At 40.3% G+C, this 20,794-nt stretch carries 8 protein-coding genes; 4 read left to right on the top strand and 4 right to left on the bottom strand.

What is annotated here, in order from left to right; all coding sequences use genetic code 11:
• Window positions 1–89: 89 nt before the first annotated feature.
• Window positions 90–3,104: a T9SS type A sorting domain-containing protein gene (locus ACHFIY_RS06670; RefSeq protein WP_410845291.1), complete on the bottom strand. Its 3,015-nt coding sequence runs from the start codon at window positions 3,102–3,104 to the stop codon at window positions 90–92.
• A gap of 1,149 nt (window positions 3,105–4,253) precedes the next feature.
• Between ACHFIY_RS06670 and ACHFIY_RS06665 the strand changes: the two genes are divergently transcribed.
• Window positions 4,254–4,550, top strand: coding sequence for an aspartyl protease family protein (locus ACHFIY_RS06665; RefSeq protein WP_410845319.1), 297 nt, complete (start codon window positions 4,254–4,256; stop codon window positions 4,548–4,550).
• Between the two features lie 66 nt (window positions 4,551–4,616).
• Here the strand turns inward: ACHFIY_RS06665 and ACHFIY_RS06660 are convergent, their stop codons facing one another.
• Window positions 4,617–7,511: a ligand-binding sensor domain-containing protein gene (locus ACHFIY_RS06660; protein WP_410845290.1), complete on the bottom strand. Its 2,895-nt coding sequence runs from the start codon at window positions 7,509–7,511 to the stop codon at window positions 4,617–4,619.
• 368 nt (window positions 7,512–7,879) lie between these two features.
• Here ACHFIY_RS06660 and ACHFIY_RS06655 point away from each other — a divergent pair, with 368 nt between their 5' ends.
• Window positions 7,880–12,205 carry an Ig-like domain-containing protein gene (locus tag ACHFIY_RS06655; protein ID WP_410845289.1) on the top strand — a complete coding sequence of 1,442 codons (4,326 nt, stop codon included), beginning with the start codon at window positions 7,880–7,882 and terminating at the stop codon, window positions 12,203–12,205.
• A gap of 1,109 nt (window positions 12,206–13,314) precedes the next feature.
• Here ACHFIY_RS06655 and carB read toward each other — a convergent pair.
• Window positions 13,315–14,961 carry a carbamoyl-phosphate synthase large subunit gene (carB, locus tag ACHFIY_RS06650; RefSeq protein WP_410845288.1) on the bottom strand — a complete coding sequence of 549 codons (1,647 nt, stop codon included), beginning with the start codon at window positions 14,959–14,961 and terminating at the stop codon, window positions 13,315–13,317.
• 448 nt (window positions 14,962–15,409) lie between these two features.
• On the opposite strand from carB, the gene ACHFIY_RS06645 reads away from it, so the two are divergent.
• Complete coding sequence (locus ACHFIY_RS06645; protein ID WP_410845287.1) at window positions 15,410–15,739, top strand: winged helix-turn-helix domain-containing protein; 330 nt, start codon at window positions 15,410–15,412, stop codon at window positions 15,737–15,739.
• A 100-nt stretch (window positions 15,740–15,839) separates the two neighbouring features.
• Here ACHFIY_RS06645 and ACHFIY_RS06640 read toward each other — a convergent pair whose 3' ends face one another.
• The gene (locus ACHFIY_RS06640; RefSeq protein WP_410845286.1) at window positions 15,840–16,742 is read right to left on the bottom strand and encodes a hypothetical protein; all 903 of its coding nucleotides are present in this window, start codon (window positions 16,740–16,742) and stop codon (window positions 15,840–15,842) included.
• Between the two features lie 1,270 nt (window positions 16,743–18,012).
• Here ACHFIY_RS06640 and ACHFIY_RS06635 point away from each other — a divergent pair.
• Window positions 18,013–20,583, top strand: a complete 2,571-nt coding sequence (locus ACHFIY_RS06635; RefSeq protein WP_410845285.1) for a TonB-dependent receptor — start codon at window positions 18,013–18,015, stop codon at window positions 20,581–20,583.
• Window positions 20,584–20,794 lie beyond the last annotated feature (211 nt).

The following is a 20,794-nucleotide window of genomic DNA, read 5'->3' as shown; positions in this document are numbered from 1 at the left end:
GTTTAAAAATGAAGAACCCAAAGGAATATTTGGCAAATAAGGAGGGAGCGGCAGTTGACAAAACCGCCCCTTCCTTTGTATGTTTTTAATTACTCAACCACAACTTTAGTTGTTTTAACTGTAGAACCATCCCTAAGTACAAGGAAATAAGTACCCGTAGCAACATTAGAGCAATCAATAGCAATATTGCTATTAGAATCTGTATTGCTGATATTGATTGATTTTACTTTTTTACCATTTATACTTACCAAGTCTATACTTGCTTGCTTGCTATTGATTGTTTGCAAACTAACCGTAAGCCTGTTTTTCACTGGGTTTGGATAGAAAGAAAAGCCAAGGGCATTAGCAGAAAAATCAACAGCTACTGTAGTACTATAAGTTGATTTTCCATCTATGTCTATTTGTTTCAATCGATAGTAGTTAATGCCATTCAATGGTGCATTATCTGTAACTGCATATTGGTTAGCAACCCCTTTTGCACCCACAAACTGTATGGCTGCCCAATTATTACCGTTGATGCTACGCTCTACATCAAAGCCTTTGTTATTGTTTTCAGACAAAGTTTTCCAGCTTATTGCAGCTACAGTTCCTTGTTTTACTGCTTTAAACCCTGCAATATGTACAGGCAATGTTATAGTAGACCAGAAATAAACATTATCAACATATACAGTGCTGCCAGCATTGCCAGTAAATGACATTTGTCCAACATTGTTCAAGGCTATTTTACTAAACATAGACAATGGTATGTCGAAACTGTTCCAGCCAGATAATGTTGGGGTTAGTGTATCGCCTTGCTCAACCGTTGAAGGGCTTGTATTAATTAATTTAATAATCAATGAAGTGCAATCTGGTGTCCATACATCTAGGTGCAAGGTTTTAGCTTTTGATACATCCAAAGCACTTGCAAATTGAACACCCTGATAATTCAAGTTGTAATACTTTTTAGTAGTGTTACCTGCAATGGTTATATCAGATACAACAGTTGATTGACCCCAGTTAGGGAACCAATCGATTGCTGCAACATTGGTATAGGCATCGCTAAACAGAGAAATAACATTGGCTGCTGCCACTGTAGGAACAGGGGCCGCTACCGTAGGGGTAGGATAGGTAACCACCAATGTTGCAGATGTGGTACCGCTGCCATAATTGCCTGCTGCTGCTTGTGTGGCAGTAATAATGGATGTGCCAGCACCAACAATGGTTACTGTTTTGCCACTGATGGTGGCTACCTTGGTATCTCCACTGGTGTAAGTAAATGCACCTGTGCTATTGCTTGTAGGATCAGTCAATGTAAATGGAGCATCGCCCACTAATTTGGCTGGTACAGTAAACCCTGTAATGGTAGGTGTGCTGCCAGATTTCCAGAAGTATAGGTTATCCATATACACGGTGCTGCCCGGTGTACCCGTAAGCGACATTTGCCCAATATTGCTCAATGCAATTTTATTGAACATAGACAATGGTATATCAAAACTATTCCAGCCCGATAATGTTGGGGTAAGCGTATCACCCTGTTCTACTGTTGAAGGGCTGGTATTGATTAATTTAATGATTAATGAAGTGCAATCTGGTGTCCACACATCAATATGCAAACTAGTCATGGATGATGCACTTACGGCACTCGCAAATTGGATACCTTGATAATTGAGGATAGCGTATTTTTTGGTAGTGTCGCCAGCAATTACAGTATCGGAAACTACAGTTGACTGACCCCAATTAGGGAAAAAGTCTGTTCCAGAAACATTTGTATAAGCATTGCTGAACACGGAAACCACATCATTGCTATTCCTCACTGGTGGTACAGGGGCAGCTGTGGTAGGTGCGCCAGTAGCAACTACTGCACTTCCTTTCCAGAAATACAGGTTATCTAAGTAAACAGTAGTAGTGCTGGATGGCAATGCCACTAATTTTATTTGGCCAATTTTAGATAAGTCAATGGTGTTGTATTTAGACAATAAAATATCAAAGCTGTTCCAGCCAGACAAGGTTGGGGTAAGCGTAATGTTTTGCTCTACTGTGTTTGCTCCTGTATTAATTAAAAATACATCAAAGGCAGTGCAATTAGGCGTCCACAAATCCAAATGCAGGTTCGTCATGCCAGATGCGTCAACATTACTGGCAAACTGGATGCCCTGATAATTCATATAATCATATTTCTTGGTGGCATTGCCAGCAATACTAACATCGGAAACAACTGTAGATTGCCCCCAGTTAGGGAAGAAATCTGTACCTGCAACATTGGTATAGGCATCGCTAAATAAAGAAACTACATCGGTTGTTTTTCTTACAGGCGGTATAGGTGCGGCAGTAGAAGGAGTAGCGAAAGTAACCACTAATGTAGCAGATACATTGCCCGTTACATAACTGCCTGCGGCAGCCTGTGTAGCAGTGATAATTGACGTACCGCCACCTACAATAGTTACTGTTTTACCTGAAATAGTAGCTACGCTGGTATTGCTGCTGGTATAGCTAAATGCGCCTGTGCTATTGCTCGTAGGGTCAGTGAGGGTAAAAGGCAAATCGCCAACTTTCTTGGCAGGTACCGTAAAACCTGTAATGGTAGGTGTATTGGAAGATTTCCAGAAATAAATATTATCTAAATAAACAGTAGTGCTAGATGGCGTACCTACTAATTTAAACTGGCCAATATTGTTGAGGGCAATTGTATTGTATTTGGATAATGCAATATCATAACTATTCCAGCCAGAAAGAGTAGGCGTAAGGCTTACCTTTTGCTCTACGGTAGAAGGGCTGGTATTAATAAGATATACATCAAAAGTGGTGCAATCTGGTGTCCACACGTCTATATGTAAGCTAGTCATGGCAGACGCATCAACTGAACTTGCAAATTGGATACCTTGATAATTGAAAGTAGCATATTTCTTTGTGGTGTTTCCAGCAATGCTTACATCTGTAACCACGGTTGTTTGTCCCCAGTTAGGGAAAAAGTCAGTGCCTGCTACATTAGTATAGGCATCGCTAAAAATAGAAACCACATCGCTTGCGCTCCTAGCAGGAGGCGTTGTTGCGGAAACAGGGGGCTGGGCTTGTGCCCGGAAGATGGAAACGGCAAACAAAATGAGTAATAAATACTTTTTTTTCATTTTTACTGTTTAAATGATGAATAAATAAATCCATGTATTTTATCTAGCTAAAAACAGCAAATGGCAAATAATCGTTGTTGTTTTTGAGATATGATAAGTACCTGAAATTTGAGAGTGTGAAGCTATGCTACATTATTGGGCTGGAAATAAGTTAAGGCACGTCTTCACTACATCAAAAAGTTTAAATAAGCCAGATGTAGGCTTTAAACACTACATCAACACTACATCATACCCTTTTTTTGATGACGGACACCTACTCAATACAGCAGGAATAAGTGGAAATGGCACTACAAGGCTATAATAATGGGCTGCAAAATCCGGGTTTAACCCGGATTTTGCAGTTGACTTCGTAATGAAAGGCTCAAATGCAATAAAGACAAGTATTTGAGCCGAATTTTTGGTCGAAAACATAGTGTACTATGGCAAGGCCAAAAAATCAAGCAAATGCTTGTGTTTGAAGTATTTGGGGCTTGCAATAGATTTCAACTGCAAAATCCGGGTTAAAACAACATCGTAAAATAGGAATATGAAAAAGGATATGAAAATTTTTTCGGGTGTATAAAACTTTTTCGCTTTATCATGATACCCCTCAATCTCTAAAAATCTTATCTTTGTGGTAGAAATGCACTTGATACAAACTACTTACAAAACCAGTGTCTTGGCATTCTAATCCTAGTTCTTTTTTTACTAATATTAAGATAGTTGTAGTCTCAAAATTTGGTCTTGTATGTATGACTGTAAAATACGCGAAAATCAGGCACAAAATGAGCATAAAATATGCACAAACCAAGCATAAATTAAGCATAAAATAAGCACAAAATACGCACAAAACAAGCACAAAAATTTGATGTTATTGTTGATAATCAATGACTTAAAAGCGCACTAACGATTTTTGAAAAACGAAACATCGTAAAAATTCCACAAAAATGGCAAAACTGAAACTATTTTAATATAAAATTAGGAGATATTTGCATTATTAAAAATATACATATATTGTCCTCTTGCCTTGTTCCTGCTACCTTTCCCTTTGGGTAACTTGTCCCATTCTTTCGGGGGGGGTGAAGGTGGGCTAGGTTGATTTTTTAATAAAATGCGAAAAACTTTTATGCGCCTTTTTTTTCCTTCGACCTTCAAACTGATGAAGATGTTATCATTGTAAATGCTTCCATCGAAAGAAAATATAAGTTTCGCCTTGCTCTTGACACGGCCGCAACACATACAACAATTGACAGTAACGTTTTATACTTTTCAGGCTACGAACTTAAGAATAACAAAGGCGAACAAGAAATAGAAACTTCTAATGGAATTATAGTTGTTGAAACTTATGACATTGAGGAATTGGAATGTTTAGGGAATATTAAAACCAGTTTTGAAGTACAGGTTTATGACTTCTTAGCGCATGGAATTACCTCTGATTATGACGGTGTAATTGGACTAAATTTTTAAAAGAGCATAAATTTTGCATCGACATTTTGAAAGGCGAAATCAGTGTTGACATTGTACAATAAATATTTACCCCTTTGTTTTAATACCACTCAAGTAATCGAACAGTGACATTTCAGATTGTATGGCTAGCTTTTTCCGTAGGCGGTATCGGCCTATCTCTACCCCCCTTACAGAAATATTCATCAACTGGGCTATTTCTTTGGTGGTTAAGTTCATGCGCAGGTAAGCAGAAAGCTTTAATTCATTAGCGGTAATTCCAGGGTGCAGTTCTTTTAGTTCGCTTAAAAAATCACTATGTACTTTATCAAAATGATTGGTAAAGTTTTCCCATTCTTCATCCATGTGTTCATCCTCGCTCAGGGTTTTGATCATTTTCTTCAGGGCAGCGATGGCATGTTGGTTATCTATTTCTTTCATTATTTGTGCAAGCTCCCCTTTCATTTTAGACAATAGCTCTCCCTTCTTTAGCAAGTGCATTGCAGAAGATGCGAGTTCAGAGTTTTTGAAATTAATATCCGACTCCAGTTTTTCATTCCGCAAGCCAATGAGTTCGCTATCGGTTTTTGCTTTTTCCAATTCGTAGATATACAGCAGTCTTTCCTGTTCTTTCTCGTACTTTGCTTTTTGTTGCCTAAACTTATTTTTCAGGAATAAGAATAACCCATAATTGAATAGTACAAAAGCTACTAGGCATAAAAGATAAGCCCAAATGGTTTGATACCATGGAGGCAGCATTTTAAAAGCGTAAGTAGCTACTGGCGACTCTTTTCCTAAGTTGTTCCGCACTTTCATTTCAAACGTATAGCTTCCTTGGGGCAGGTTGGTATATTCCTTTTCTGTACGTTTTGTCCATTCACTCCAGTTATTGTCAAACCCTTTTAGGTGAAAGCTATATTCTATGTTAGTTTCATAACCAAATAAGGATGCCGAATATTCAAACCTGATAGTTTTCCAATTGTGGGTTACTTCGGGGATGGCATTTGCGTTTTGCGTTTGTACTTCGTTCACTTCCTTAAAATATCCGCCGAACAACAAGCTGTCTGTTTTATCTGCAATGCGTACTTCCCTTATTTGCACCCTTAAATCGGGCATATTCTTTTTATATTTTTCATAGTTCAGGTGAAACATCCCTTTATTCCCGCCAATGAAAATATTGTTTTGGTTTACAGGATAAATAAACTCGAACCCGCTTAACAATTTATCATGGAATTCTGGCAGGTAAATTACCGTAGGTTCCTTGCCAGTAAAGTCAATCACCCCTAATGTTTTTTCATGGATAAACCAAATATTGCCCGCCACATCTTCTTTTAAGTAGCGTATGCTTTGCGTGCCCAATAAACCATTATAAAAAGCTGATGGCTCAAGTTTGTTTGCTTGTGCATTATAATTATAAATACCCTTTTCAGTGGCAAAAACAACCTCGTTCTTTACTTTAAACACATGATTATTAAGTTGGGATGGCAAGCCAGCATTTCCTTTGTATGCTACAGAAGTATAACTGCCATTTGGCTTTTTATAAATCTTGAATACCCCATGGTAAGGATGGGACACCCAGATATTGTCATATTTATCTATTGCCATAAACCGGGAAGACTCATTGAACCCTGGCACATCAGTTAACTTTGTAAATTGTTGGTTGCTAGCATTAAAAAAAGTTAGCCCATTATAATTGCCTCCTACCATTTCTGCCGAAGGGAATGTATTGGACAATGGCAGGAAATTCCAATAGCCAGGATAATTTACTACTGGCACCGCAGTGTTATCCTTTACTACAAATGCACCTTCGTGGGTTGATAGTAACAACTGATTATTGATAGTAGTAAGCCCCCACACCTGCCCGCTTGCATTGCCTACTGGCACAAAATCGCCTTTGCTAAAACTCAAGTCAGTACTTTGCTGCAAAGCCACGCTAAACAACCCGCTTGATGTACCAATGTACAGTTTGTTGTTGAATATAGTAGCCGTATAGCCCGATGCATCCTGCATGAGGGGGTATATCTGTTTAATGGCACTGTTGTAATTAATTAAATCAACCCCATTATCCAGCCCTAGCCACAAATTGCTTTGCTTGTCTAGGTATATGCTTAATACATTGTTATTCTGCAACCCAAAGGTTTTGGAAAAGCTTTGGATAATATCGCCTTTGGTGTCTATAATATAAACCCCGCTATTACTGGTAGCCAATGCCACCCATTCATCATTAATTTTTGTGGCTGCGTAAATGCGGGCATTTTGAAACAATAGGTTATTGGATGATGCTATTTTGGTTATGCCTTTTGCAGAAAGCATAAATAGGCCGTGCTTTAGCGTAGTTATCAATGCACTATCCTGGTGCAAGGGAAGAATAGCGGTAACAGGATCGTTAATGAGCAGTTGATTGGTAGGAAACAGCGGCGACCATGCACCATTTTCGTACCGTTTCAAGCCTGTTCTTTCATCATGTGCATACAAGGTGCCGTTACAAGCTGTTAAGCAAGTCCATTCAGACGAAGCATTATAGGTTTCTACGGCTTCGTTGGTTAGCTTGAATATTTTACTGGTAGACCGGAAGAAAATGTCTTTGTGAAAAGATACAATATCCCATACATCCCCAAAGGACCTGTCTTTGGGTAAAATAAACTTTGTAAGTGAATAATATTGAAGGTATCCATTAGCAGCAGGGGCAAAATAACCCAATTCATCCTGCCCACCTACATATATTCTATTATCTGTGCCTATTTCTACAGACCGTACAATGGTTTTGTTGGGCAAAGGATAGAGTTGCCAGTTTTTTCCATTAAAAGAAAGCAGCCCTTCATTATTGGCAAAGTAGACAATGCCATTATTGTCCTGCTTAATATCCCAGTTTTGCAACCCTGCACTATAAGTTTGTTTTGAATAATTAACTATATCGGGGAAACCAATGGTGTTTTGGCAAAATGACCAAAATGGCAAACAAATAAACAGCAATATTTTTTTCATATCGTGCAGTGCTAATCGTATCGGTGTAAATATATCCAAAATCACTTTGTAGTACCTATTATTATCATCTGATGTAGCAATGTAGTAGTAGCTAAACCTGTTTCAGATAAGTTTCAAAGGGTAGATGTAGTAATGAAGTGAGCAGAAAGATTGGCTTGCTAAAAATAGGGCATAGCTTTACTTTTCAATTATTTTATCTCACGGCCAGTTACTTTAAAGTATTAAATACGATTTGCAAGCAATTTCTTTTACCTAGCCTTAGCTAACTGCAACAGGTTATCATCTCCCAAGCCTTCATACTTACATCTTCATTATTGCTAAATAATCAAAGCAGTAAAATGTTCACTTTCATTAAAAATGCTTCCTCTATGAAACAATTTCTCTTTTTACCACAAGCCATTACCCGCAAGGCATTGCTGTATGCAATGGGTGTATTGTGCTTATTGCTATCCTTATCTGTTAGCAGGGCAAATGCCCAACAACTGGTTTGGCAAGATAATTTTGATTCGGCTAGCCTAAACCCAAACTACTGGACTTACGACTTTGGCGATGGTTGTGACCGCTCCCTCTGTGGCTGGGGAAATTCTGAACTGGAATATTATACCAGCAGATCAGAGAATGTACGAATAGAAAATGGCAACCTAATAATAGAAGCCCGCAAGGAAACTTTTAGCAATAGTGCCTTTACCTCTGGCCGTATAAAAACCGAAGGGCGTGTGCATTTTAAATACGGCACACTAGAAGCTAGGATAAAAGTCCCCAACATTAAAAATGGCCTATGGCCTGCTTTGTGGACATTGGGCACTGTAGGTGATGTCTGGCCTAATATTGGGGAGATAGATATACTTGAAATGGGGGCACAGGCTGCACTCGCAGCTAATCTGGCAAACAATAGGGTAAGTGGTGCCACGCACTGGAACAATGGAGGTGCACAAGGAGATACCGTTTCTACCTATGACAGCCCAAGTGATTTATCAAGCGATTACCATGTGTATAAAATGGTATGGGACAGTACCAAAATAGCCATGTATATAGACAATACTTTGTATTTCAACTTTGCAATCAATAGCCTTACTACCACAAACAGGGGGGCATTCCGCAACCCGCATTTCCTGTTGTTGAACCTGGCTGTAGGGGGTGCTTACACAGGCATATTTGCCACGAATGGCATAACAGCCACCCTGCCTGCACAGATGTATGTTGACTATATAAAGCTGTACCAAAACCCAACGGATGAGATATCCTTTGGCACCAATCATGCAGTTTCGGGCAATTTTGGCATTTTTACGGAAACCACTGCTGTTGCCGATTCAATTGTGTTTGGGAAAGATGCTACGCTGAATTACTGGAACAACCTTACTGATATTGCAGGGGCTGTACCTTTTGAAGGCAGCAATGTGCTAGCTGTTCATGCAGCAGCTAACAATTGGTTTGGCCTCGGTGTTGTAAACAGGTATGTGAACATACAGAACTTTGCCACCGGCTCTTTAAAATTCAATTTCAAATCCAGTTATAAAGGCCAGTTTAAAGTAGGTATTACTAGTGCTTTTGGGCAAACATGGATGAATTTTGCAAGTGGTATAGAAAAATATGGGTTGATAAGGGACGGCAATTGGCACCAAGTAACGATACCAATAGCCGATTTTAACAACTCACTTGCGGGTATGAACCTTGACCTTATGTCCATCAAAGGGGCATTTATGTTTGCTGGTGACCCTGCTGTGGGTGATGCTGATTTCTACATGGACAATATCTATTTTTCAGGTGGCATCTCCCCGTTTCCAGTGGCAGATGTGCATATTATATCACCTGCCAACAATGCTATATTCAGCACTACTGATACCATTGCCATCAATGCTACGGCTATCGAAGCCAAAGGGGCTATCCGCAAGGTTGATTTTTACAATGGCACTACCCTTCTAGGTACAGATAGTACTTCGCCTTACGGGTTTAAATGGATAAACCCCACATTAGGTGCAGATACATTAACCGTTATAGCAACAGACAGTTTGGGTGCGGTTGTAAATTCATCCCCTACTATTGTATTTGTTTCTTCACCTGCCAATAAGCCTCCGGTTATAACTATTAGCACCCCTGCAAACAATGCGAGCTATCTTACGCCTGCTAGCATTAGCATTACTGTCGCAGCAAGCGATACAGATGGCAGCATTTACAAAGTAGCATTTTATGCTGATTCCAACTTACTGGTTACCACCTTTGCCAACCCTTATACATTTACATGGACAGGAGCAGTAGCAGGCACTTATAAAATTACGGCAAAAGCTACGGATAACGAAGGCGCCACAACTATATCCAGCCCCGTTACCATTAAGGTATCAAACCCAATAAAGCCTACTGTTAGCATTACATCGCCACTTAATAATAGCAGTTTTACGCCTCCTGCCAGCATAGCCATTTCCGCCAATGCAGCAGATGCAAATGGCAGCATAACCAAAGTAGATTTCTACAATGGCAGCACCCTGCTAGCCAGCGATACCAGCAGCCCTTATAGTTATACTTGGAACAATGTGCCGCTTGGGAAATATACCATTATCGCCGTTGCTACGGATAATGATGGCAACACCACCACTTCAGCCCCTGTCGCTATTTCTGTTGCACCCGTAGCGTGCACAGGCACAGTAACCAATGGCGATTACAGCTATTCGGTTTATACCAATGCAGGAACTGTTTATTACATTTTTCACCCTTTGGCAACCATTAAAGGCTGTAGTTCTTCAATCCTTTATTTAAAAACAAAAGGTAACTATGCAGGCTATAATATGACTGCCGATGGAACAGATTTTACCTATAGCACCCCTATTGCCAAAGGCACGGCAACCAGTTTTTACTTTACCTATAATGTGCCATCTGGTGGGGAAAGAAATTCCAGTGCCACCCCTCATACTTACCTTGCGGGAAGCGTATGTGTGGCTGGTGCGCCAACTGTTTCTATCACTTCCCCGTTAGAGGCAGCAAGTTTTACCGCTCCTGCAAGTATTACCATCAATGCCGATGCTAGTGATATGAGCAATACCATTACCCAAGTATCTTTTTACAAAGACAGTACCCTATTAGCTATTGATACATCTAGCCCATACACTTTCACATGGACAGGGGCTGCCGCAGGCAAATATGCCCTATCTGCAAAAGCTACTAATAGCATTGGGTTGACAACCACTTCCATACCTGTAAACATTGTAGTAAATGCACCAAATACAGATGGCTATTGCGGCACCGCCTTTAGTAAAGATTACGAATACAAAGCCGAAACCAACAATGGCATTGTAACGTTTACCTTCCACCCACTTGCCCCTATAGCTGGCTGTAAATACGCCCTTATTTATATACGGGTAGGTTTAACCGGAGGTTATGCCGGATATAATACTTCCGCAGTAGGCACAGATTTCATTTACACAAAAACCATTACCGCAGGCACACCCATCAGTTTCTATTTCACCTACAATGTACCAGCAGGGGGTGAAAATAATTCAAGTGCCAACCCGCATAGCTATACAGTAGGCACGAACTGCACTGGCATTACAGCAGCAGCCCCAATAGTATCTATTGTATCTCCGCTCAACAATGCCAGTTTTACTGAACCTGCCACTATAGAAATTACTGTAAACGCCACCGATACCAATGTAAATGGCAGCATCAGCAAAGTAGATTTTTTTAATGGTGCTACCCTTTTGGGAACAGACACCAGTAGCCCTTATACATTCAACTGGACAAACGTGCCAGCGGGCAATTATACCTTATCGGCTAAAGCAACAAACAATATCGCCCTTTCCACATTTTCAGCATTGGTAAATATTGTGGTGGGTATTGATAACAGCATGGGCTTTTGTGGCACCATCGCCAATGGCGATTACAACTACCGTGCCGAGAGCAGTAATGGTATTGTGAAGTTTGTTTTCCATCCCCTTACCCCTATTGCTGGCTGTACGTATGCACTTATTTATATAAGGCAGGGACTTAGTGGGGGCTACCCCGGTTATGCCATGACAAAAGTGGGGCAAGACTTTGTTTTTACCCAGGCTATTGCAAACGGCACGCCTGTAAGCGTTTACTTTACCTATAATGTGCCTGCTGGTGGCGAACGCAATTCTAGTGCCACGCCACATAGTTTCACCGCAGGAACGGCTTGTACCACGCTACCGGTTATATTGTCCAACTATGCCGCCCGCTTATTGTCAGATGGTAATGTAGCCATTACTTGGGCAACTGCCACAGAACAAAACAACAGCTACTTTACGGTAGAAAAAAGTACTGACGGTAGCATATTTACCCCAATGGCTACCGTTTTGGCAAGTAATTTGGCCACTGGCAGCAGCTATAAGGTTTTAGACACATACCCCACAGACGGCACCAACTATTACCGTTTGATACAAACCGACAAAGACGGCAAAAAGGTTTATTTAAGTATTCAACTGGTAAATACTTTCTTAAAAAAGGAAGGCATTACCGTTTACCCCAACCCATTGACTGGCACTAAGTTCATTATCAATTTAGGCAAACCTACTACGGGTATGCAGGACATCCAATTGGAAACCATAACTGGCAAAATGCTATTTACAGGCAGTTTCTCAGCACAAGGCAGCATACTCCCTATCACCTTGTTTACAAAGCCAGCAGCGGGTGTGTATTTGCTGCGAGTAAAAGGTTATAGTCCTGTAAAAGTGCTTGTTCAATAATTTATGGACGGATATTATACATACGGCCTTATTCCCTTTAACAATAAAACAGCCATTCCAGAAGTATATTTTGGGATGGCTTGTTTTTATTTACTTGATGTTCCTTTCAAATAACCGTTGAGTGAAAGGTATTAATTTCGCGACTACGCTTTACCATAGCGGGGTGCAAGTATGCCGATAGGCATTGAGTTTGTTGTCAAAGACGAAGCCCATGTGGCAAAATGCGGCAAAATAGAATACAAAAGCAGCATAAACAAGAATGGAATATTCAGGCGGCTTGTTGCAAGCGCATCGGGTGCATTTCAAAATTTCGCTTTTTTGTTGTTTTCAATTTGGCAGAAGTACGAAATATTTATTCCTGTAATAAGTCAATCCCTGCTGTTTGCTGCCAGCAAGCATCCTATATGGGGGAATTTTGGGATGCTCATGGGGGCATATTTCCCCCATATAGGATTTTTATTTTGGGCTATATACTTATGTATCCGACTTTTACATTAAAGGAGCAACTAGGGGCATCTTGGCCTTGCCTCCTGCATCGGATATTAGTTGTCTTGGGAAAATGATAATCCACCATCAAAATCTTATAGGTTTCTTATCAATAAATTATCATTCTACTATAATAAAACTATCATTCCATTATCAACAAATTATCATAAAATTCACTTAAATTATAATAAAAAATGAGGCCAAAAAAAAAATAAACAACTGAATATCAATGAGTTAAAGGCAAAAAAGGGAAATAGCAAAAAAAATAAACCACCGAAAAACAAAAAATAACCCAGTTGAAGTATTCGCTTAAGCCTTCGCATTCCCCTCCTTTGTTCTTGCTCGCTTTCCCTTGTTCTTGCCCTACTCTCCCTTTGGAGAGGGTTCGGGTGAGGTCGGGATTTAGGGTGGGGCTTTCACAATCAAATAGTAAAGCCTCTTCAAAAAAAAGCCCATAAAAAGCGAAGATTTGAAATGCACCCAGCGCATCCGACAGGCTATGGTTACTGAATGCATACCCGAAATCTTGCTTCGAATCAGATATTTTTCACCCCCTAGTAGTATCTTCATCTTTTTCCTTCATCCCTTTGTGGCAAAATAATACCTGAGTAGTAATATTAACCTTAATTCTCAAAAGTGCTATAGAAGTAAGGTGTTTTTGCTTCAAACTCGGCACTACATGTGTCCACCATTTTATATACACGGGTAATGCCCAAGCTCTTGCGTTTTTCATATACCTGCTCATCGGTATAGTTGCCTTGCAATATCTTGGCAATCTGCTCGTCGCTAAAGCCGTTTTTCTTGGCTTCTTTCAACAAGTCGTTGGGCAAAGTATCCAAGCGGTATTGGGCAATGTCTTTTTCTATCACGCATATTTTTTGTATCTGGTATAGAAACCAACGGTCTATACCTGTTGCCTGAGCTATGCTTTTAATAGTGGATCCTTGCATCAAGGCATCTTTGATCCTGAAAATCCTGTCCCACTTCGGCGTTTTGATATACTCAACTATTTCCTCGCTTTTCATCATGCTTTTGCCATAATAACCAAGCCCAATGGCATCGTTTTCAAGGCTTACACAGGCTTTTTGCAAGGCTTCGGTAAAGCTGCGGCCAATGGCCATTACCTCCCCTACGCTTTTCATTTGAAGGCCAAGGGTATCGTTTGCCCCTTTGAACTTATCAAAGTTCCAGCGGGGTATTTTTACAATTACATAATCCAGCGCAGGCTCAAAATAGGCCGATGTTGTTTGTGTAATCTGGTTTTTCAATTCGTCCAACGCATAGCCAATAGCCAGCTTGGCAGCTATTTTTGCAATAGGGTAGCCAGTGGCTTTACTAGCCAATGCAGAAGAACGGCTAACACGGGGGTTTATTTCCACGGCTATCAATTCTTCCGTTGCAGGGTTAAGGGCAAACTGCACATTGCAACCCCCATGGAAATTGCCAATGCTGCGCATCATCAGCATGGCTTTGTTCCGCATGTCTTGGAATGCGGTATCGCTAAGTGTCATGGCAGGTGCCACGGTGATGCTATCACCTGTATGAACGCCCATGGGGTCTAGGTTTTCAACGGTGCAGATAATCACCACATTGTCGTTTTTATCCCTCAATAGCTCCAATTCATATTCTTTCCAGCCCAGTACTGCTTTTTCTACCAGCACTTCGTGTATGGGGCTAGCTTTTAGACCACGCTCTAGGGCTGCATCCAGTTCGTCTTTGTTGTGCACAAAGCCGCCACCTGTTCCGCCGAGGGTAAAAGAGGGGCGGATTACCAATGGGAAGCCTATTTTTTGCGCAAACTCCTTCCCTTCTAAAAAGCTATTGGCTACATGGCTTGGTGCCACGGCAATGCCAATTTTCACCATCAACTGGCGGAACTGCTCCCTGTCTTCTGCCGTGTCTATGGCTGCCACGTCCACGCCAATCATCCGGCAATTGTATTTTTCCCAGATACCTTGCTCGTCGGCTTCCTTGCACAGGTTCAAGGCTGTTTGCCCACCCATGGTAGGCAGCACGGCATCTATTTGGTTTTCCTGCAAAATCTGCTCAATGCTTTCTGTGTTCAGCGGCAGCAAGTACACACGGTCGGCCATCATTGGGTCGGTCATGATAGTAGCAGGGTTGCTATTAATCAATATCACTTTTATCCCTTCTTCCCTCAAGCTACGGGCGGCTTGTGTGCCGGAATAATCAAACTCGCAGGCCTGACCAATGATTATTGGCCCAGAACCAATGATAAGAACCGATTTTATTGAACTGTCTTTAGGCATAGTATAAAAATAAAAATCGTGCAAATGTAAGTATCGGGGTGGGATATGCCATTATTTAGTTGTAAGTGCAGGCTGATTTTTAGGATATAGCAAAAATGGTAGCTAGGGATGCCAATTTTTGAAAAAAAAGTAGTTTTGGCTTGTTTTAATTTAAAGATATTTTAGAATACGCTAAGTCATAGCTTCATATTGTGCATTCAAGTTCTTTATTTTAGCAATGCCTCCCTTTATTTTTCATATCAAGATAACGCATACGAACAGGCATGGAGGTCTGCTCGAGAGAGGAAGCGGGTTTTTAATGTATCCACAAGGATAATTACTTAGATTTTATCTGTGCGTAAATGGGGAAATTATCTTGAAACAAATACTCAATTTCGCCAAACCCATCATTTACTGTTTGATGGCAGCTATATAATAAAGTAAGGTAATTTTACCCAAAAAAGCAACTATGCAGCTTATACCAAATGGAAGGGTATGGATAGACACGGAAAAAGGCTCATTCCTTGGCAATGGGCGGATAGAATTATTGGAAAAAATACAAGAAACAGGCTCGCTAAGGCAAGCCGCATTAGCCATGAAAATGAGTTACCAGCAAGCATGGAACATGATAAAAGAAATGAACGAAGCTACCTCTGCCCCATTGGTATTGATGCAGCGTGGTGGAAAAAATGGGGGCACTACCCTGCTATCCGATAAGGGCCTGAAGGCAATAACCCTTTTTAAACAATATAATCAGGCATTCCATCTTTTTTTGCAATCGCAGGATTTAACGATATAGGCTTATTATACTAAAGAAGGGCATCCCCAATTGAGAATACCCTTCTTTTAAACTGAAACAGTATAATTAGCTAATTCTTCCACATTACCCTAAATATCTTTTAATACGTTATAGTCGAAATGCCAATGCCCTTTTCGCTAACGATACCATTGCTTTTATAACTAATATTTTCTATTACCGTAACCACCCTGCCATTACCATCGAAGGAATATGTACCCTTAACTGTGCCATTCTTAATTATATTATTGAAAACAGAGTTATCGGTTTCAGTATCAGTAAGGTTGAAAGATTGTGGGCGATAGCCATCGCTTACCCATAATGCCTTGATATTATAGACAGGGCTAACATAATTGGTGTATGTATAAGTACTTGCACGGTTATAACTGTAGCCAGCACTGCCATTATAATATGTATAGGAGCTTTTTACATAGTTGTTGTTAGAATAAGTAACTGAGTCGCTGCCATGTACAAAACTATAATTGCTGCTTGTGGCATTGGGCAAATAGATAATGGTATCGGTGTAGCCATTGCTTGTAATGCCAGTTAGTTTGCCTAAGGGATTGTTGTAACTGTACGTTTTCACTGTTGTTACGCCTGTTGTGTTGCTTGTGTTGGTTGACGAACTTGGCCAAACTGAGCTTCCATTGTAACTAAATTGGATAATATACGATTCTAATGAACTGTCAATAAAAATATTGCTCGCCGACCTGCTCCACGATTTATCAATATTCGTTTCTGAGGTCAGCCTGCCTTGTGCGTCGTAGCTATACGTTTGAATAGTGGTGTCGTAATTATACACGGTAGCTTTAGTACCCGTGGTAGTGTCATATTGTGTGCCTGCATAATAATTATATACTGCCTTGGGCAAATTGGATGCTCCTTTGTATGTGGTAGAATCCGTTGTGCCAGCAGGAGCAGCATCGGATGAGCTTTTTTTACACGATGTGCCAACAATCATAATCATTGCCCAAGCGGCAATAGAGAAAATAGTAATCCGTTTCATTTTGTTTACAATTTAGTTTTTTGCCTACTCTAATCCGTTTTCGGCTTCCCGGGGCTTTTTTTTATGTAAGTGGTAGCTACACTTTTCTCATTTTCAGCTTCACTATAGTTTCCAATTTCTAGGAAGTTGGCTCACAAAACAGTGGTATGTAAACGGTTTGAAAACAATTGAGACGTTATTAAAAAAAGCTATTTGCTGCTGCAAAGTTTTAAGGTTCGGTATTTCGATATTTATAAGTTCTAATAATTCAAAGATAGGGGAACATCGTTTTATTAACAATTTTTTTCTACTCTCCATATAGGTTGTATAAAAGTTTTTTGCTTTTTTATAAAAAATCAACCCAGCTCAACCTCACCCCTCCCGAAAGACCGGGGCAAGTTACCTAAAGGAAAAGCTAACAGGAACAGGGCCAGGAGTCAATATTTGCATATTTTTATAATATATTTTTATCTTGCTTTATATTAAAATAGTTTCAGTTTTGCCATTTTTAGGGCTTTTTTCTTGTTTGTATGTTTTTCAAAAATCGCCTTCACTCATTTAAACCATTGATTATCAACAAAATCGACAAATTTTTATGAGTGATTTGTGAGTGTTTTGTGCGAACTTTTTGAGTGATTTGTGCGTTATTTATGAGTGATTTGTGAGAAAAAGTGAGTAATTTTATGCCTATAAAACAAAACCAAATTTTGGCACTACAACTATCTTAATATTAGTAAAAAAAGAACTACGATAAAAATGACTGGACACTAGCTTTGAAATTAGTTTTTATCAAGTACATTTCTAAACAAAGATAAGGTTTTTATAGATTGAGGGGTATCAGGACAAAGCGAAAGAGTGCATAAAAGTTTTTCGCTTTTATATGTCAGATTTGGCAACTTTTGGAAAGTTACCAAATCAAGCTGCCCAATAAAAAACGGCAACTAAGCGAAAAACTTTTATGCACCCAAAGCGAAAAAGTTTTATGCACCTCATCATATATGCTATAATTTTTTCGCCGATAAGGTACAAAAACACAAAGATGCACAATGAAAAGTTAGATAAAAAAATATTGACTACACAACTCTTCTACTTTTTTATTTTATTCGTCTTCCCTTTATCCCAGATTTTGCACCTCTTTGTGACTTCGTGCCTTCTTGGCAGATTAACCAAACTTGCATCTTAGTATAAAAAAAGCAATAAATACAACATTTTTTAAACTATTTTCACTTTTCAGGGCTAGAAACAAGACTTTTTTGTATTTTCATTATTCTATAAAATAGATAACGAAAAGATGAGAACTGCTTTACTTCTATCCATGGGCTGTGCATTATTGTTTGCCGGCATAGCAATCGCTCAAAAAACGGCAAAAAAAAATACGGATACTCTAACACAAAAAGAAGCCTTTCAGGAAGTAGTAGTTAGCGCCACAAGGACGGCTGAAACAAGGATGCAATCGCCAGTAAGCATTGAAAAATTGTCTCTAGAAGATATACGCAACAGCTCCAAGCCTTCTTTTTTCGATGCCATAGAAAACATAAAAGGGGTGCAGGTAATTACGCCAAGCATGGGTTTTAAGGTAATCAATGCCCGTGGCTTTACCAACACCACCAATGTGCGCTTTGTGCAGATGGTAGATGGGGCAGACAACCAAGCCCCACATATCGGCGCGCCCATTGCCAACTCCATGGGGCCAACTGACTTGGATATGTTAAGGGTAGAAGTGATACCCGGATCGGCATCTGCCATGTACGGCATGAACGCCATCAATGGCACGGCCAACTTTATTACCAAAAATGCGTTTGACTACCAAGGCTTTGGCATTGCCCAAAAAACAGGCGTGAACCATGTGGGCGATGCAGAAACAGGCACGCATATATACACAGAAACCAACCTACGTTTTGCAAAAGCATTTACGTCTGCAATAGCTTTTAAAATAAATGCTACTTACGCCCAAGGCACAGACTGGTTTGCCAATAACACAACCGACCTGAACCCTAATGCCAATGCCTCTACTGGCATTGCTGGTGGCTTGGACAACCCCGGCAAAGACTTGGTAAATATGTATGGCGACGAATCCTCTGACCGACAAACAAAAAAACTTGGCACCAAACAATATGTAATTAGCCGCACGGGCTATGCCGAAAAATATGTAACGGACTATGGCCTTAAAAACTGGAAAGGCGATATATCCCTGTACTTCCGCCCAGCAAAAAACATAGAGGTATCCTATACTTACCGCATGGCCAACCTAAACAATGTATATCAGCGCACCAACCGTTTTAGGCTAGATAACTACCTTACCCAGCAGCATGTGCTGAACCTAAAAAGCAAGAGCATACAATTGAAGGCTTATGCCACGATAGAAAACACAGGAAACTCGTATAATATCCGCTCGATGGCGGAGAATATCAATAAGTACTTTAAATCGGACACTAAGTGGTACAACGATTTTACTACCGGGTACAACAATGCTATTAGCAATGGCAAAACCATAACCAGTGCCTTGGCAGATGCAAGGGTTTTTGCCGACAATGACCGCCCACAGCCTGGCACGCCTTTATTTGTCCATTTAATAGACACGCTACGCCGCATCAACAATTGGGATATAGGCGCAGCATTAAATGTTCATGCCAATATGTACCATGCAGAAATGCAGCACGACCTTGCTGAAACTTTATTGCCACAGTTGAAACAAAAACACAAATTGAGCCTGATGTATGGCCTAGATTATAGGGATTACTCCATTGTGCCAGATGGCAACTATTTCATCAACCCAGCAGACCCCAAATCTTTTACCGACAACCTAAATTATTGGAAATTTGGGGGATTTGCACAGGCAACCAAGCTTTTTGCAAAAAATAAATTAAAATTGAACCTAGTATTGAGGGTGGATAAAAACCAATATTTTGCTGCTACGTTCAACCCACGCTTGGCATTGAATTATTCGCCCACTGCGCACCACAATTTCAGGATAGCCGTGCAAAATGGCTACCGCTTCCCCAGCATATTCGAGGCTTTCTCCAATATCAATAGCGGTGGCGTAAAACGGGTTGGCGGCTTGCCAATAATGTCGCATGGCATATTTGAAAATAGTTATACCAATGCATCTATCAGCAGTTTTCAGGCAGCCACGCTGAAAGACCTTAACAATGGGGTGGATACGCCAACAGCTATACATAAAAACCAAGGCTTGCTTCAAAAAAACACCTATACTTACCTTCGCCCCGAACAGGTAAGCAGCCTAGAAATGGGGTATAGGACAAAATTGTTGGATGATAAACTTAGTTTGGATATAGATTTCTACTACAATATCTATAAACACTTAATGGCACAAATAGATGCCAATGTGCCAAAGACAAGCAAGCTAGACAGCATACCTTTTTACCTGTATAACAAAGGCCAGCAAGACAAATACCGCTTGTGGACCAATTCTAAAACGGTAAGCTATAACTATGGTGGAACTTTTGGCATTGCATACCAACTGCCGAAGAAATATTTGGTAGCAGGTAATTATACCCTTACTAAGCTGGCCAAGAAGGACAATGAGGACGGGTTGGAAGATGGCTTTAATTCGCCCGAATGGATGTACAACCTATCGGTAAGCAACCCTAATGTATATAAGTACATCGGCTTTTCTGTTAGTTTCAGGCAGCAAGCAAGTTACCTTTGGCAATCATCTCTTGCCACTGGCACTGTAGCCAGCTATTCTACCATTGATGCACAGGTAAACTACCGTTTGTTGCACGACAAAGCAAACATTAAAATAGGTGCAAACAATGCGTTGAACAAATATTACTACACATATATAGGCGGTGCTTCGGTAGGTGGGTTTTATTATACAACGCTTAGCTTGGAATTGTAGCAGAGGCAAGGAGGCAATCAGGGCAAACGCATCAAAATTTAATCTGCGCCTAATTGCCTATTTTATTCAAAAATGCCTCTTTTCAGCCCTTTTGCCTCATAGCCGGCGGGCTTCAACCTCACCCCCAGCCCCTCTCCAAAGGCGAGGGTAGCTTTGGCACCGCCACTCTATTTTATCCTTTAAAAAAAATACGCTGCGCATTTTTTTCAAT

The organism is Parasediminibacterium schistidii (assembly GCF_046546515.1).
Classification (GTDB): Bacteria; Bacteroidota; Bacteroidia; order Chitinophagales; family Chitinophagaceae; genus Parasediminibacterium.
The sequence above is the reverse complement of the archived record's forward strand: the minus strand, read 5'-3'. Positions and strand labels throughout refer to the sequence as shown.